Annotated in this window: 14 protein-coding genes and 1 riboswitch; of the genes, 11 read left to right on the top strand and 3 right to left on the bottom strand. The window is 37.8% G+C overall.

Annotation, left to right across the window (positions count from 1 at the left end):
* Positions 1-19 precede the first annotated feature (19 nt).
* The 7 genes from J2Z82_RS05400 (at position 20) to J2Z82_RS05370 (ending at position 7,459) form a co-directional block, all read left to right on the top strand.
* On the top strand, positions 20-643 hold the full coding sequence (locus tag J2Z82_RS05400; protein ID WP_209479764.1) for a TasA family protein: 624 nt from the start codon (positions 20-22) through the stop codon (positions 641-643).
* Positions 644-682: 39 nt separating this feature from the next.
* On the top strand, positions 683-1,303 hold the full coding sequence (locus J2Z82_RS05395) for an LPXTG cell wall anchor domain-containing protein (RefSeq protein ID WP_209479763.1): 621 nt from the start codon (positions 683-685) through the stop codon (positions 1,301-1,303).
* A 164-nt stretch (positions 1,304-1,467) separates the two neighbouring features.
* Positions 1,468-1,632, top strand: a riboswitch (FMN riboswitch).
* A 256-nt stretch (positions 1,633-1,888) separates the two neighbouring features.
* The gene (gene ribD / locus J2Z82_RS05390; protein ID WP_209479762.1) at positions 1,889-2,998 is read left to right on the top strand and encodes a bifunctional diaminohydroxyphosphoribosylaminopyrimidine deaminase/5-amino-6-(5-phosphoribosylamino)uracil reductase RibD; all 1,110 of its coding nucleotides are present in this window, start codon (positions 1,889-1,891) and stop codon (positions 2,996-2,998) included.
* Positions 2,979-3,629, top strand: coding sequence for a riboflavin synthase (gene ribE, locus J2Z82_RS05385; protein WP_209479761.1), 651 nt, complete (start codon positions 2,979-2,981; stop codon positions 3,627-3,629). Before ribD ends, ribE begins: the two co-directional genes overlap by 20 nt.
* An 18-nt stretch (positions 3,630-3,647) precedes the next feature.
* Positions 3,648-4,850, top strand: coding sequence for a bifunctional 3,4-dihydroxy-2-butanone-4-phosphate synthase/GTP cyclohydrolase II (locus J2Z82_RS05380; RefSeq protein WP_209479760.1), 1,203 nt, complete (start codon positions 3,648-3,650; stop codon positions 4,848-4,850).
* Positions 4,851-4,864: 14 nt separating this feature from the next.
* A complete protein-coding gene (gene ribH, locus J2Z82_RS05375) occupies positions 4,865-5,338 on the top strand; it encodes a 6,7-dimethyl-8-ribityllumazine synthase (RefSeq protein ID WP_209479759.1) in 474 nt (157 codons plus the stop codon).
* A 240-nt stretch (positions 5,339-5,578) separates the two neighbouring features.
* Positions 5,579-7,459 (top strand): ABC-F family ATP-binding cassette domain-containing protein, encoded by a 1,881-nt coding sequence (locus tag J2Z82_RS05370; RefSeq protein WP_209479758.1) that lies wholly within the window; start codon positions 5,579-5,581, stop codon positions 7,457-7,459.
* A gap of 565 nt (positions 7,460-8,024) precedes the next feature.
* Here J2Z82_RS05370 and J2Z82_RS05365 read toward each other — a convergent pair.
* Entirely contained in the window at positions 8,025-9,743 is a 1,719-nt protein-coding gene (locus J2Z82_RS05365; protein WP_209479757.1) for an ECF transporter S component, read from the bottom strand.
* Between the two features lie 80 nt (positions 9,744-9,823).
* Here J2Z82_RS05365 and J2Z82_RS05360 point away from each other — a divergent pair, with 80 nt between their 5' ends.
* The 4 genes from J2Z82_RS05360 to J2Z82_RS05345 all read left to right on the top strand — a co-directional run bounded on the left by J2Z82_RS05360 (position 9,824) and on the right by J2Z82_RS05345 (position 13,907).
* Positions 9,824-10,876 (top strand): C45 family autoproteolytic acyltransferase/hydrolase, encoded by a 1,053-nt coding sequence (locus tag J2Z82_RS05360; protein ID WP_209479756.1) that lies wholly within the window; start codon positions 9,824-9,826, stop codon positions 10,874-10,876.
* A gap of 158 nt (positions 10,877-11,034) precedes the next feature.
* The gene (locus tag J2Z82_RS05355) at positions 11,035-11,700 is read left to right on the top strand and encodes a TerC family protein (protein ID WP_209479870.1); all 666 of its coding nucleotides are present in this window, start codon (positions 11,035-11,037) and stop codon (positions 11,698-11,700) included.
* A 113-nt stretch (positions 11,701-11,813) separates the two neighbouring features.
* Positions 11,814-12,485 (top strand): hypothetical protein, encoded by a 672-nt coding sequence (locus tag J2Z82_RS05350; RefSeq protein ID WP_209479755.1) that lies wholly within the window; start codon positions 11,814-11,816, stop codon positions 12,483-12,485.
* Positions 12,486-12,728: 243 nt separating this feature from the next.
* Positions 12,729-13,907 (top strand): DUF5667 domain-containing protein, encoded by a 1,179-nt coding sequence (locus tag J2Z82_RS05345; RefSeq protein WP_209479754.1) that lies wholly within the window; start codon positions 12,729-12,731, stop codon positions 13,905-13,907.
* Positions 13,908-13,951: 44 nt separating this feature from the next.
* On the opposite strand, the gene J2Z82_RS05340 is transcribed toward J2Z82_RS05345, so the two are convergent.
* On the bottom strand, positions 13,952-15,295 hold the full coding sequence (locus tag J2Z82_RS05340) for a CoA-disulfide reductase (RefSeq protein ID WP_209479753.1): 1,344 nt from the start codon (positions 15,293-15,295) through the stop codon (positions 13,952-13,954).
* A gap of 521 nt (positions 15,296-15,816) precedes the next feature.
* Positions 15,817-17,160 (bottom strand): sodium-dependent transporter, encoded by a 1,344-nt coding sequence (locus J2Z82_RS05335; RefSeq protein ID WP_209479752.1) that lies wholly within the window; start codon positions 17,158-17,160, stop codon positions 15,817-15,819.
* Positions 17,161-17,180: the final 20 nt, after the last annotated feature.

The following is a 17,180-nucleotide window of genomic DNA, read 5'->3' as shown; positions in this document are numbered from 1 at the left end:
ATTTTAGGAGGAATAAGAAATGAATATTAAGAAGAAGATGGGCACAGTTATTTTAGCAGGAGCACTAGGGTTAACATTAGTAGGATCTGGAACATTCGCAGCGTTTAATGACGTAGAAAAAATTGATAACACGTTTACTGCAGGAACGTTGGATTTGGCCTTAACAGGACAAGAAAAGACGTCATTTGAATTCAGCAATTTGGAACCTGGAGAGTCCTTTAATAAAACCATAACTTTAAAAAACAACGGATCATTGGCAATTAAAGAAATTTTATTGAGTTCGATGGTCGTAGAAGGAAGTTGGACAGATGAGACAAATCAAAAGTTACCAGATAATGGTGTGAACACGATGGGGGATTTTTTAGAACAGTTTAATGTATTAGTTAAACAAGGTGAAACAAAAGTATTCAATGGAACTCTTGCTGACTTAAATTCAGATAAAGTTATTATGGGGTCGGAAGGAACAGCATTGGACTCCGGTGCTAATGTGAGTATCGACATTGAAATAAGCTTTGTGAACAAAGATAAAAAATATCCTGATAGTCTTTTTATTGAACAAAATAAATTCCAAGGTGAGCGTATAAATCTTGACTTAATATTCGAAGCAACTCAGATGTCCGGTGGAGATAGAAGTAATAAATGACTGATGTGAAATATTGTTAACATTGGCTGGGGGGATTTTATGAGAAATAGTAAAGTGGTAATAGTGTTTCTTACGATAGCTTTGGTTTTGATTTTTCCAATAAATAGTTATGCTTCTAAAGGTAATGCGAATGAACGTGTAGAAATTGATTTAGCAACTAGCCCCAGCAGTATATTATTTAATCTCAATAATATGAAGCCTGGTGATTATGCTGTGAAAAAATTAAACGTGTCAAACGATGGTAACCAGGGGTTTGAGTATAAATATACAAACAAATTTATTGATGGATCTGAAAAACTGTACGATGAATTACTTCTTACCGTTAAAGACGAATCATCTGTATTATTCGATGGTATGTTGAAAGATTTTAATACGCTGGAGCAACGTAACTTATCTAATGGCGATTCAGAAGTGATCAGATTTAAAATATTAATGCCTTATAAACTTGGGAATGAATTTCAAGGGTTAAGCAGTAAATTTGAATTCACATTTTCTATGACAAGCATATCTGAAGAAACCATAACTTCAGGTGCAGGTCAGGTCCTACCAGATACGGCCACATCAATGTATAACTTTCTATTAATCGGAGCCATTGTGCTGTTAAGTGGAGTTGTATTATATGGTTACAGCGTACGAAAAAAACGTATAAATGAAAGTTAAGTTGTTCTACTCCTATAATCGAATCTCAGACCAAAAAAGTGTCATGATTTTCATGACACTTTTTGCTGCTCGCATTCGATTGTAATAGTAAGAGGCATACCATAAGCTATATTTTTGCATTTCCAAAATGTTCAGTGCTATACTATTTATGAACCAAATACGTAATATTCCTTCGGGGTCGGGTGAAATTCCCAATCGGCGGTGATGAAGTGCATACTTCTTAGTCCGTGACCCGTGCGGTCCTTAGCTGTTAGAATTGCTAAAACCAAGCGGTGGATCTGGTGAAACTCCAGAGCCGACAGTTATAGTCTGGATGGGAGAAGGAATTTTTCAGGTAGTTCGCATGTTTTACTAAAAATGATTAGGCAATCTTATGTGACAATTAAGAAAGTATAAATCCTTTCTTACTGCATAAGTGCAACTTAGACTTTCGCCATTAAGACTTGGCGAAAAGCCAAGTTTTCTAATTGTATTCATTTTTAGTCAAACATTTTGAAGATGCGCTATACTAAAAAATTCTACCCTTTTGCCTCTGAAGCTTATTCAGAGGCATTTTTAAATGGTTATTATAGGGAGGATCTAGACATGAACGATGAATATTATATGAATATTGCTTTAAACCTTGCAAAGACAGTATCTGGTCAAACAAGTCCTAATCCTCCAGTGGGCTCTGTAGTTGTCAAAAATGGAGAAATGCTAGGGTTTGGTGCACATCTAAAAGCGGGTGAAGCTCATGCAGAAGCGCATGCGCTGAACATGGCTGGTGATAAGGCAAAAGGTGCGACGATTTATGTCACACTTGAACCTTGCAGTCACCATGGCAGAACACCACCCTGTGCCGATCTTATTGTTAATAAAGAAATTAGTCGGGCAGTCATTGCTGTTACAGATCCGAATGAAAAAGTAGCTGGACGCGGGATTGAAAAGCTGCAGGCAGCCGGCATAGAAGTGGAGCTTGGTGTCTTGGAAAAAGAAGCTGCAGAAATAAACAGTGTTTTTTTTCATTATACAAATACCAAAACTCCTTATGTCACAATGAAGTCCGCTGTTAGTTTAGATGGCAAAACGGCCACTGTAACTGGTGACAGCAAATGGATAACTGGAGAAGCGGCAAGACTCGATGTACATCACTATCGCCATACACATGATGCAATTCTTGTTGGTGTGGAAACTGTTATTGCTGATAATCCGAGTCTTACAACGCGTATCCCAAACGATGGGAAGAATCCAACACGAGTTATTCTGGATACATCACTCCGCACACCATTAGATGCTGCTGTTATAAATGATCAAGAAGCAGATACATGGCTTTTTACCGGGAAGGATGTCACGGAGAAAGAAGTGGCACCATTTAAGGAGAAAAACGGAGTTGTCATTGTTCGAATGGAGCAATTAACTATCGAAAATGTACTATATGATCTAGGATCTAAAGGAATAATGTCATTGTTTGTGGAAGGTGGAGCTACGGTTAATGGTTCTTTTTTGGAAGAACGGCGAATTAATCAATTGATAACTTACATCGCGCCGAAGCTTATTGGTGGTAAAACAGCTCCAACATCCATTGAAGGCAATGGATTTCAATCGATGGCAGATACATTTTCCTTGGATATTAAGGATGTAGAAATGATTGATAAGGATATAAAAATTATTGCGGAACTCGGAAAGGAAGAAGCAGATGTTTACAGGAATAATTGAAGAGATGGGCACCGTTGAAAAAATGAAACGTGTTTCAGAGCAGTCAGTGGAAATGACGTTAAGTTCAACCAAAATTATGGAAGATGTTCATATTGGCGACAGTATTTCAGTAAATGGAATCTGTTTAACGGTCACGAATTATTCTTCAACTAATTTTCAAGTCGATGTTATGCCGGAAACGATAAAATCTACTTCGTTAAATGCGTTAACAGAAGGATCAAATGTTAACCTGGAGAGGTCAATGGCTGCTAATGGACGTTTTGGTGGACACTTTGTATCTGGCCATGTTGATGGCACGGGGAAAATTACCCGGAAGCAAAAGCAGGAAAATGCTATTTATTATGATATAGAGATACCGGAAGAACTAGTGAAATATTTTATGATGAAGGGTTCTGTTGCTGTAGATGGTATTAGCTTGACTGTATTTGACGTTGGGCAAAGTACATTTACGATATCGCTTATCCCGCATACTGTAGAAGAAACTGTATTAGGGGAAAAAGACGAGGGCGATGTGGTGAATATTGAATGTGATATGCTCGCAAAACATGTGCAAAATTTACTTAATCATCAATTGAACGATCATAAAGATGGTTTTAATCAAGCATTCCTAAATAGAAATGGACTTATTTAAGCGAAGGAAGTGGAGACTATGTTTAACAAAATAGAGGAAGCGTTAAAAGATCTGCAAGCAGGAAAACCAGTAATCGTAGTTGATGATGAGGATAGAGAAAATGAGGGAGATCTTGTTGCCTTATCTGAAAAGGCTACACCAGAAGTAATCAATTTTATGATCACCCATGCAAAAGGGTTAGTATGTACATCAATCAAAGCGGATTTAGCTAAAAAAATCAACTTGCCTATGATGACAAGCCAGAGTAGTGACCCATTTGGAACTGCTTTTACTGTAAGTATTGATCATGTCGATACAACAACCGGTATTAGTGCGGCAGAACGATCCAAGACAATTAGAGCTTTGCTGGATCCAGAAACAAAAGCGGCTGATTTTAAACAGCCTGGGCATGTATTTCCACTTGTTGCGAAGGATGGTGGCGTATTGACCCGTTCTGGTCATACAGAAGCATCGGTTGATTTAGCAGCGTTAAGTGGGTCGTTTCCTTCAGGTGTGATTTGTGAAATTATCAATGATGATGGAACAATGGCACGTGTACCTGATTTGAAGCAAATGGCTGAAAAATTTGATCTTAAATTCATCACAATTGAAGACTTGAAGGCTTTCCGAAAGCAGAATGAAGTTCATGTAACTCGTGCTGTTGAAACAATTCTGCCTACTGAATTTGGGATGTTTAAAGTATACGGCTATACAAATGATCTGGATGATAAAGAGCATGTTGCGCTTGTTAAAGGTGATATTCATTCTGAAGAGCCGGTGATGGCGAGAGTTCATTCAGAATGTTTAACTGGTGATATATTTGGTTCTTACCGTTGTGATTGCGGACCACAATTACATGAAGCCTTGAATAAGATTAATGAAAAAGGTGCAGGTGTTTTAGTGTATATGCGCCAGGAAGGCCGGGGAATCGGGCTAATTAATAAACTTAAAGCATATCAGCTGCAGGATGCTGGAATGGATACGGTTGAGGCAAATGAACAATTAGGATTTGCACCAGACTTACGGGAATATGATTTAAGTGCACAGATTTTAAAGGACTTAGGTGTGAAAAAGGTGGATTTGTTAACCAACAATCCGAAAAAAATGACTGCACTTTCGTCGTATGGAATAGAAATCGGTGCGCGTATTCCAATCCAAACGGGTACTCGAAAAGAAAATGAACGATACATGCATACAAAATTTGATAAAATGGGCCACTTATTCAACTTTCATAATAACTAAAGGAGATGATTATAATGGGGAAAACGTTTGAAGGAAAGCTAGTAGGTACAGATTTGAAGATAGGTATAGTTGTCGCACGTTTCAATGATTTTATAACAAGTAAGTTACTGGACGGGGCTGTTGGGACGCTTCAAAGACATGGTGTACATGAAGAAAATATTGATGTCGCTTGGGTTCCGGGTGCATTTGAAATCCCTTTAGTTGCCCAAAAGATGGCGATGAATAATAATTATGATGCAGTTATAACGCTAGGTACTGTAATTCGGGGCTCCACTCCACATTTTGATTATGTATGCAATGAAGCAGCAAAAGGCGTATCAAATGCATCAGTTCAATCTGGTAAGCCTGTGATTTTTGGTGTATTAACGACCGAAACAATTGAACAGGCTATTGAGCGTGCAGGTACAAAAGCAGGAAATAAAGGTGCAGATGCAGCAGTAGCGGCAATTGAGACAGCAAATGTTGTGAAGGAAATTGAAGTTGACTGACAGCCAGCATCTGAATATCTTTGTAAGGGGAGATAGATATTAAATTTTTAGGGTACCAAATCTTAGGGTTAGGTGTTATTTGGATAGGTATGGCTTTCTTTTTCCAAGAAATGGACCAGGTAAGCAAGGTAATATTTTATATGGGAACATCGTGGCTATTATTTTTAATCATTATTTTTATGAAGAAGATATTAAAAGACCGTAAAGGTGACGAGGATTCAACAATAGGAAGGTAATGTTATGCTCACTATCGAAAATTTATATAAATCATATGGCGATAAATTATTGTTTAAGGACGTTACATGTACAATTATAAAAAATGACCGGATTGGGCTGATTGGTGTAAACGGCACTGGTAAGTCGACTTTTTTAAAGGTTATTGCAGGAATAGATACACCTGAAAAAGGGACGATTAAACATGCAAAAGATTACCAAATTGAGTACTTGGCACAGGACCCGGAACTCGATCCAAATCTGACAGTAATTGAACAAATTTACTATGGTGAATCAACAATAATGAAGGTTATGCGAGAATATGAAACAGCTCTTCAGGCCTTGGAACAAGACTCAGCTAGTGAAAAGGCACAGTCTCGTCTGCTCAAAATGCAACAGCAAATGGATGAACAGGAAGCATGGGAGGCTAATACTTCTGCCAAAACAGTTCTGACAAAGCTAGGAATTACTGACTTTCATAAAAATGTTACTGAATTATCCGGTGGGCAGAAAAAGCGCGTGGCTATTGCCAAAGCACTTATTCAGCCTGCAGATTTATTGATTTTGGATGAGCCGACAAACCACCTGGATAATGAAACAGTAGAGTGGCTCGAGAAGTTTTTAGTTACGTATAAAGGAGCATTGTTGCTTGTCACCCATGATCGTTACTTTTTAAACCGTGTGACAAATCATATCTATGAGCTCGATAACGGCAATCTATATGTATATGAAGGAAATTATGAATTATTTCTGGAGAAAAAAGCAGAGCGCGAGGCCCTTGAGGCTAGTGATCAGTTAAAACACCAAAATACTCTGAGGAGAGAGCTTGCCTGGCTGAAACGTGGACCTAAAGCACGAGGGACCAAGCAAAAGGCACGTATTGAACGTGTGAATGACATGCAGGAAAAGAACTTTAATACTAGTAAACAAAATGTTTCATTCCAAGTTGGCTCTACGCGTCTGGGCAAAAAGGTCATTGAAGTGCAGGGGATAGAAAAATCATATGAAGGCAAAGAACTAATACATGACTTTGATTATCTGGTTGTTCCTGGAGAACGCCTTGGTATTATTGGGCCGAATGGTTCCGGAAAAACAACGTTACTGAATATTATGGCTGAACGCGTCCACCCTGATAAGGGAGAAGTCGAAATTGGAGAAACAGTAAAAATTGGCTATTATACCCAGGGTGAAGAAGAACTCGATACGAGTATGCGGGTGATTGATTATATTAAGGAAGTTGCACAAGTAGTTCATACAAAAGGCGGTGAAGAAATTACTGCCGAACAGATGCTAGAAAGGTTCTTATTCTCACGTTCCGAGCAATGGACATACATTAGCAGACTTTCCGGCGGGGAGAAACGGCGCCTTTATTTATTGAAAGTACTTATGACCGAGCCTAATGTATTGTTTCTAGATGAGCCAACAAATGATTTGGATACCCAAACGTTAGGCGTACTTGAGGAATATTTGGATCAATTCCCTGGTGTTGTAATTACTGTTTCCCACGATCGGTATTTTTTGGATCGAGTTGTTGATCATTTACTGGTGTTTAAAAATAATGAATCCATTGAGCGTTATCAGGGGAATTACAGCGAGTTTTTGGAGCATGAAACAGAACAAAAAGAGTCACAATCGTCTGCTTATGTTAAGGAAAAGCCTAGAAAGCAACAGAATCGGAAAAAGATGTCCTATAAAGATCAGAAGGAATGGGAAACAATTGAGGATGAGATAACCGAATTGGAAGCTGAAATTGAGGAAATCCAGGAAGGTATTAATAACGCAGGAAGTGACCTTGAAAAAGTACAAAAGTTCTATGAGCAGCAGCAGGAAGCTGAAGATAAGCTACAAGCAAAAATGGAACGCTGGGAAGAACTTTCGGTGTTAGTTGAAGAAATGCAAGAGAAATAAAAGATGTGGCCGGGGCATAACTGAACCTTTCCACTTTAAATACGGCTAATAAAAGGATAGGATGTTTAGAACGTTGATTATTAATGGTTGGATCTAATACGTAGTTGATGTATATTACGAAATACATTTTAAAAAGTTTGATTGCTATTATGCCGCTCCGGAAATACACTTCGCTTTCCGTGGGCGGCTGATGAGCCTCCTTGCTCCTACGTCGCTGCGCAGTCTCATCTAGGCCTCAGCTCCCACAGGAGTCTCCGTGTATTTCCTCCGCTGGGTTTTGCTTACTTTATCTCGTAAATTATTCAATGCTTCTTGTGACATTGCTTCTTAGCCACAGGGAACACCTCAGCCTCTAATCAGCAACAAAAAATCCGAACTGATTCGAATTCTATTTCAAGAATTTTCGAATCATAGTTCGGATTTTACTTTGGCAGATAAGAAAGTATAAATCCTTTCTTACTGCATAAGGCTTTCGCCATTAAGGCTTGGCGATAAGCCAAGTTTTCTATACTAAAACACTTTTGTCTTAGCCTCATTTAATGCATTTAAAGAAATATAAACTTCCTTACTCCATCAATTGCTCAATTTCTATTGAATCAACAATACCAGTTCCATTATCCCTTATGTTGGCTTCGAGTTTTACGTTATCTCCTTCTTGCAGGAATAAGGATAGTGGTGCTTTCCCAGCATTAACGGTATAGATAGTCTTGTCATTTTTTAATAAGAACTGAATAACTTGACCTGTTTCCTGTGTCGTTACAAGTACACGATTAACCTCACCACGGATTGTCTCAAGAGCTGTTTCATCAGATGCTTCCACATTACTTGGGTCTTGAGCGAGCTGGAGTCGATATGACTCTAATGTTTCTCTTGCCGCTTCGCCAAACACAACAAAGTCAGCGTCATCTGCTTTGATATAAGCATACTGCTTGAATAGCCCATTTGGATCAAGAACATTAACAACCCATGTTGGATTTCCATCAATGTTATAGAGTATCGGCATAGATCCAGTCCAGTTCTTTTCCGGATATTGTTTGTTTACGATTTCCTTAGCACCTTTACTATCCATAATCCCATTGTTTTTCTCGCCGTTATAATAAGTTAGTGAACCTGTGCGAGCATTTATTAGTGTATAACCTAATGCAGAATCGATATTTTCCCTTGGTGATGCCATATCGGTAAAGTAATACATATCTCCTTGTTCATCAAAAATAGGAGTTACACTGCTTTCGGTCCCTGATTCATTCGGAATTCTTACATCTTTCTTACCAAAGAGGGAATTTAACCATCCGTGAACATACTTTCCGAAATACTCATTTTGATCTGTTGCGACTTCAGAACTAACTGATCCATCAATAAATTCCGGTGCTTCCTCTACTTTGTATTTACTTATTTCACTCGTTACAGGGTCAACGATGGCTACTTGCAATTTTTGCATATTAGGCTTATTGGTTAAACCAATTGGTTGATATAATGTTTGAACATACCATGGTTTACCATCTTCATCTACTTCAATTTGGGCTTCCCCTCCTGGAATATAGTTTGGATAAGCTCCATATATAGTACGTTGAACATTATGATTAAAGTAACTGGAATTGGTGTACTTCATGTTACTATCGATAAACTCTGGCTGAGCATTGATGTTGGTTGCAGATATTGTGAAAAAGCCTTCCGTTTCTTTTCCGCGGAAATACTTCCAAAAACCAGTGAACTCAAGGGGAGCAACAAACATAATTTGATCGTCAATCTTTTGGACTTGTAATTTACCCAGATCGTAAAACTGAGTGTTAGGTACGACACCCATGGATTTTTGGATTTTATTACGCGCGAACTCAGGTGATACCGCAATTGGGGTAGCATCCTCATCCAACGGCTTTGCTTCTTCTACATCTTCTTTTTCAATTGACTCATACGTGTCATCCAGCGTTAGAATTCCTAATACGATTAAAGTTGGAACAGCCAATACAGCAAGGATAATGACTAGCCCTAATACAGATTCATACGTTCCTTTCGCTTTCTTTTGTATTTTGCTGGAAGTCATTCCGTATACCAAAAAGATTCCTGCACCTGCTATTGCAATATTGGAAATCACCATATTTGGTACGGTAAGTGGCAGCAGAATAACATAGTTCATAATTCCACCGATTATAAAAAGGACAACAAATATGATTCCTGCAATTTTACTGGTGACTACTTTTGATTTGTTATTCTGTGTTATAAGAATACCAGCTAGTACCACATATAATATGAATGATAAAATAGTAGTTGTTAAGATTCCTATCATGATTTCAGCTCCTATGTTGTGATATGTTACATATATACATACGTAATTAAATGAATTAGGTTTCATGATTGGGGTTATTTTTGAAAAGAATATATAGTGATATTTTGCAATTTAAAGGCACACATTATGATTTCGGATATAAACAGGGAGAACTTTTGAAAAATTCATTAACCGTTAAAAATCGCAAGAAGCAATGGAGGGTGCGTAAACCACGATTTTTAATTGATATAAATGAAGTAAAGCAAGCAATAAAAAGATTTGCTCCAGGGATCTGGGATGAACTGCTAGGCATGCAGGATGCACTTGAGTGGGATATGCAAGATATTCTTCAGGACTTTGGTGGATACAGGCTGGAATACGTAAAAAGTGGGTGTTCCATTTTTACAGGGAATGATTATATGGTTCGCAATTATGATTATCATCCAAAAACGTATGAAGGACGGTACACTATATTTCAGCCAAGTGATTATGGCTATGCTCTAATTGGTCCTTCGCAGCGGATAACTGGTCGCATGGATGGGATGAATGAAAAAGGCCTTGCTTTGGGCTATAATTTTATGCACCGCAAAAAGCCTGGTGATGGGTTTATTTGTAATATGATTGGACGGCTTATTTTGGAAAGCTGTGCGGATGTAAATCAGGCAGTTTCAATGCTCAAGGAAATTCCGCATCGTCACTCTTTTAGCTACATTGTACTGGATAAAAACGAGCAAACGTTTGTAGTTGAAGCAACACCAAGAGGGGTGGAAGTACGTCAATCAAATGTTTGCACAAATCATTTTGAAATAATGAAGGATGAAAATCGTCATCACTTGGATGATTCGTACAAACGAATGAATGCAATTAAGAAACAACAACAGAATGCTACAGATGCTTATCAGGCATTTCGTATGTTGAACGATACAGATAAGGGTGTTTTTTCTAATCAATATAAAAACTGGTCGGGAACAATTCATACTGCAGCATATTTCCCGAAAAGCTTAAAGGCCTGGTTCGCTTTAGGTGGTGATCGGGAACCTGTTGTCTTTGACTTCGCAGCATGGTTACGTGGTGAAACAATTACAACAAAACGTATTTTAGGAGAGGTTGACACAGACTTGCCTTTTGTTCATATGGATGAGAACGTAAGATAAAAAGTTATTAAAATCTTTCTTATGCAAACGGAAGATAACTACTCATTTATATACTCCAAATTGCCATATGAAATCTCTTCTTAGTCCGCTTTACAATTATACATAAAATAGTATAATATAATCGGTCTTGTAGAAAGGTGGCAGCAACCTTGTTAGGAATTGAATTCACATCTGAATCGATAATAGCTTTGTTTAAGATTATTGCAATTGATATCGTATTATCCGGTGATAATGCGATTGTAATCGCTATGGCGACAAAGGGGTTACCAAAACATCAACAGAATAAGGCAATATTCATCGGTACTGGTGGGGCAGTATTCTTACGCATATTATTTGCAATCTTAATTGTATACTTATTACAGATCCCGTATGTACATTCAATTGGAGGAGCACTCTTATTATGGATTGCGTATCATGTACTGGTTGATGATGAGCCTGAAGCTAATATTAAGTTGTCAGGTACTATGATGAAAGCTGTAGGTACAATTATCGTGGCTGACGCTGTTATGAGCCTTGATAATGTTGTAGCAGTTGCAGGTGCAGCGCATGGACATATTGGTATGATTGCACTAGGTGTTGCAATTAGCATTCCGATCATGATTTTCGGCTCGAAATTAATTGTACGAGTTCTTGAAAAACATCCGTGGATAGCATATATTGGAGCTGGTATTCTTGCTTGGACTGCTGGTGAGATGATTACTGGAGATGCATTTGTTAGTAACTTATTTAACTTGCACCATGGTGCTTTGATGTATGCTATAATGGCCGGACTCACTATTGCAACACTATTAACAGGCTATCTGAAAAACAATAAAGTAGCTTAAGAAATTTCTATCAGGCAAAAATGCATTTGGGTTTTCTTGATTTATGTTTAATTTAGTTAGTATTAAGGGAAAATAAGTATGTAATAATATATACAAAAGGAGGTTAACTTATAGTGAAGTTATTTCAGGTAAGGAAGGGTCAGTTTGTTTATTACAAAAATGAACTTCATAAAGTGTACTCGGTAAAGCCGATGTTCAAACAATCTGTCCACTTATATCGTTTAAAAGATATGCAGCAGATACTATCCAAAGCGAGCGAAATACATCCGTATAAACCAAAACATAAGGATACGTTTATTTTTTATGGTAAACGCTACACAGTTGATCAAAATAGAAAGCCTGAACCAGGGGATTATATTTTAATTATTAAACCTGCACCAGATTTTCTGGATCATTACTCACTTAATGAAATCGAAAAGGTCGATAATGTAGAAGATGGAAATGTAGTAACAACTAGAGATAATGGGGTAAAACATAGTGAATATGTTGTTATGGTACCAGGTAAAGCGGAAGACAGTGAAGACATAGCATATTATGATAAAGCGCTTGTATCTGAAGAACAACAACAAGAAGATGAATCTCCAGAGTTTCTAGCAGAAAAAGATAGTGAGATGAAGCCTGTTGTGGGTGACATTTATCTGGATAATCAAACTAATACAAAGGCAATGATTGTTGCAATGACAGAGAATGAAATAGTTTTTGGTCATGGCGTCCGGGTTCATGTTAGTGAAGTTTTAGATGAAGATAAATATAGATTAGTTTATCGGTTTGAAGAAGATCTGTAGAAATTACTCCTGAAGGTAAAAATATACTTTCGGGAGTTTTTTAGTAGCTAATCATAAGAATTCCTTTTACAAATACCAAATTCCCTAATATTCTCTAATAGGAATTCTTGCAGTTTATGGGACTTTATACATATTTTATTATAGGCACATTTCATTATTTTTACAAAAATATTACAAGAACATACATAAACCCTTATAGAAAGTCGAAAGATGTATTAAGTTAAATAAAGGAGGAATAGATTCATGCAATTATCCGAAAAATTTATTAAGATTGTATTAAGTGCGATGCTAGTTGCAGCATTTGCATTAACAGCTGGACCTGGTATGGCGTTTGCGAGTGTAGACGACAAACTTACTGTTAAAGAAGCAGATGGTGAAACAGATGAAGGAACGGAAGAAGATACAGAAGAAGGTACAAATGAAGAAGATGGAAGTGAAGAGGAAGCTGATGCACCAAATCTAATTCCTGGGGACTTCTTCTATTTTATTAAAGCAGTAAAAGAGAATATTCAATTAGCTATTACGCTTGATGATTATAAGGAAAGCCAGTTGCTAGCTGAGTTTGCTGCTGAGCGTATTGCTGAAGCAAATGAACTTATTAAAGCTGGAAAAACAGAAGAAGCGGCTGAATTACTGGAAAAAGCAGCGGCAACACAGCAAGAGGCAGAAGATATGCTAGATAGTTCTGAAGGTTCTGGTGAAACTGCTGATAGTGAGACTGATGCAGATTCAGATAGCGATACGTCAGCTGAAGAAGGTACAGAAGAAGACGGAACAGAAACTGAAGAAGGTACTACAACCGAGGGCGATACACCAGAAGAGGATACTACGGAAACAGATGATGTCGTTGCTGATGATGACACAGAATTAGAGGCAGATGAAGAAACAGATGAAGTAAGAATTAATCTTGCAAATAACATTGATGCTCTATCAGCTGTACTTCTGAAAATCGATAATCCGAATGCACAAGCTGCAATTCTGAAAAACATCCAAAAATCTTTTGCAAGACTAGCAGAAAAGATTGAAAAACGTTCTGGTAATGCGGAAGAGTCAGAAGAGGAGTCAGAAGAGGATACTACTGAACCTGAATCCGAGTTAACAGTTGTAGCATCTGAAGTGGAGAACGACGATAATGAAACAGAAAAAGCTGCTGAGAAGTTAGCAAAAGCAGAAGAAAAAGCAGCTAAGAAACTAGAGAAGGCACAAGAAAAAGCTGAAAAAGCAGAAGAAAAAGCAGCTAAGAAACTAGAAAAAGCTCAGGAGAAAGCTGCCAAGAAATCCGAAAAGAAACAGGAGAAAGCAGCTAAGAAATTAGAAAAAGCGGAAGAAAAAGCCGAGAAAAAAGCTAAAAAGGCACAAGAAAAAGCTGAGAAAAAGGCTGAAAAGGCACAAGAAAAAGCCAATAAATCAAAAAATAACTAATATAATTTTCAAAAGCACCAGGAATTTTCCTGGTGCTTAATTTTTTATTTATTCAGCATACTACTTGCCTTGTATCCAATTATATTTATAGGATCTTTTGGTGACGAGTATGGTGGTGCGTAACCAAGCTCCAGTTCTGCCAAATCTGCAACTGATATTTTACCTTTCATTGCTGTAGCAATTACAGCTAGACGTTTATGAACGCCATCTTCACCAATGACTTGCGCTCCAAGAATTTGACCGTTATTTTCTTCAAATAGTATTTTCATGCTAACTTTCTCAGCTCCGGGATAATAACCTGCATGTGACAACGATTCATGGGTTACTTCTTTAAATGGGATATCTAGTTTATTAAGTGCATTACTACTATATCCAGATACTGCAACGCTCAAATCAAAGACTTTAAAAATAGCTGAACCTTGTGTCCCTTTATAGGCCACATCATTATTCTGCAAATGGTTTGCGATAATAAATGCCTGTCTGTGTGCTGGCCAAGCCAGTGCTACATGGCGTGGCGTGTCAGTCAGATAATCTTGCGTTTCAACGACATCGCCTAAAGCATATATATCAGGGTCATTTGTTTGCATGTATTTATTTACTTTTATTGCCCCAGTTTCACCAATATCCAGTGAACTGTCCTCAGCAATTTTGGTATTCGGTTTTATACCAACTGCTAAAATGGTCATGTCGGCCTGAATACTTTTTCCACTGTTTAAGTGTAAAGTTGAGCCATTATTGGTAAATGAATCAAGACCATCCTTCAAGATAAGGTTAACTCCTTTAGCTTTTAAGTGGTCTTGGATTATTGTTGCCATGTCTTCGTCTACTAGCTTCATTACTTGTTTGGAGCGGTCAACCACAGTACATTCTATGTTCAATGCTTTTAGGTTCTCTACCATTTCAAGACCAACGAAACCGGCGCCTATAATCGCACAGGTGCGTGGCTTGTGTTGATGAATAAATGCGTAGATGTCGTCCATATCTGGAATGGTATGCAACGTAAATGTCTGTTTAGGGTTTAATCCTTTTAGGTCGGGTTCAATAGCAGAAGCTCCAGGTGAAAGAATCAGCTTGTTGTAGGTTTCGTGTTGGATTTTTCCATTATTTTTATATTCAATTTGCTTTTGTTCACGATTAATGGAGATAACTTCTGAATCTGTTTTGAGATTTATATCGTACTTTTTAGCAAATTCATGATTATCAACTAGTAAATCATCACGTTCATCAACGGTACCACCGATGTAATAGGGCATTCCACAGTTAGAGAAAGCTACGTAATTTCCTTTATCAAAAAGTATGATTTCTGATTCCTTGTCAACGCGGCGAATTTGTGCTGCAGCTGTTGCTCCTCCACCAACACCGCCGACAATAATAATTTGATTTGTCATTTTTATTCCTCCTATTTTTAAAATTCCCCTTAATTCATTTTACTAATCATTTATGAATAAAGCTGTTTAAAAGTTTTAGGGGTATGTGGTATTTTTGTACTCAAACTGGAAGGATAATACAATAGAAGGATGAAGTATTACCACTCGAAATGAGTATCCACCCCATGCTACGAGGGCTTACAAGCAAATAACGGAACGAGGATCCGTCAAACAATCGAAGCGGATCCTCATTCCGCTAACAGCAGGAAATCAGCCGAAATTGAGGGCAAAAATGACAAATAGCGGAATGAGGATTCACTCCCATGCTTAAAACGAGGGTTTTCTAGCAAATAACGGAACGAGGATCCGTCAAACAATCGAAGCGGATCCTCGTTCCGTTAAATAGCAGAAAAAGTGCTCTCAGAAGAGCGAGGCGGATCCTCATTCCGTTAATAAATGGGTTGTTCAACAAAGGCCCTTTGAATGCTATCAGCAACAACAAAAGAGCCATGAAAAAAGATGCCATATTCGGCATCTTTTCATCATAGTATTCCCAATGAACCTAAGAATACAATCACAATAGTAATAGGCACTAACCATCGCATGATTTGGAACCATAGCTGATACATATTTGGTGACAAATTATTGCTTTCATTGAACTCTCGCCTCATCAGCGTTTTATCCATCTTAAATCCAATAAACAATGCAATTAATAAACACCCACCAGGCAATAATATATTACTCACGAGAAAATCACTTGCATCGAATACTGTCAGGTTGAAAATTTTAAAATTGGCCAGGATGCTCGACGACAGTGCAGCTGGTATTCCTGCAATGAAGACTATCAAACCAGCAATCCATGCTACCTTTTTACGTGAACGTTGTTTATTGGCAGTGAAAGCCGACGTAATAATCTCCAGCATACTAAATGATGACGTTAATATAGCAAATAAGAATAATAATAAAAATAAGCTTAAAAATATCTCTCCGAAAGGCATTTGAGCGAATGCTTCAGGTAAAACCATGAATAATAACCCCGGACCCTCTGTTGGCTCAAGTCCAAATGAGAAGACAACAGGGAAGATGGCTAAACCAGCTAACAGGGAAACAAAAATGTTCATAATTGATACAGACCCTGCTGAAAACGGTAAGCTAACATCTTTACCCAAGTAGGAACTATACGTAACCATTACCGAGAAACCTACCGCTAAGGAGAAGAAGGATTGCCCTAATGCGTATAAAACACTTTCGCCGGTGATTTTGGAAAAGTCAGGCTGGAGAAAGAATCTTAATCCTTCCGAAGCTCCTTCAAATGTGACGGAGCGAATGACTAATATTATAAAAAAGATGAACAATAATGGCATTAATATTTTACTTGCCTTTTCAATACCGCCTTTGATACCAAATGTAATAACAACAATATTTATGATTAAAAATAATCCTAAACCTAGAATCGTTATCAAAGGATTTCCTGTAATCATACCAAATAATTGCTCATAGTTGGCGTTCTCTTTGATTATTAAACCGGGGATGGATAATGCACTATAAATAAGTACCCATCCACCTACGACACTGTAAAACGACATAAGGACAAATGATCCAAATACGCCCAAACGACCAATTATTGACCAGCCACTTTTAGGTGCAAGTTTTTTAAAAGCGCTAATAGCTTCTTTTTGTGCCCCTCGTCCTATTATAAATTCAGAAATTAATAAAGGAAGGCCGATGATAACTGTAAACGCAATAAAAAGTAGAAAAAAGGCGCCGCCACCATTCATTCCGGTCATATAGGGGAATTTCCATATTGCCCCAAGACCTATTGCCGCGCCTGTTGATGATAAAATAAAGCCAAGTCTGGATGACCATTGATCTCTTTCTGAATTCATTTTTTGCCTCCCTTTTCTTT

This window comes from Virgibacillus litoralis, assembly GCF_017873675.1.
In the GTDB taxonomy this organism is placed as follows: Bacteria; Bacillota; Bacilli; order Bacillales; family Amphibacillaceae; genus Lentibacillus; species Lentibacillus litoralis.
Note: the sequence above shows the minus strand (reverse complement) of the source record. Positions and strands in the feature narration are given on the sequence as shown.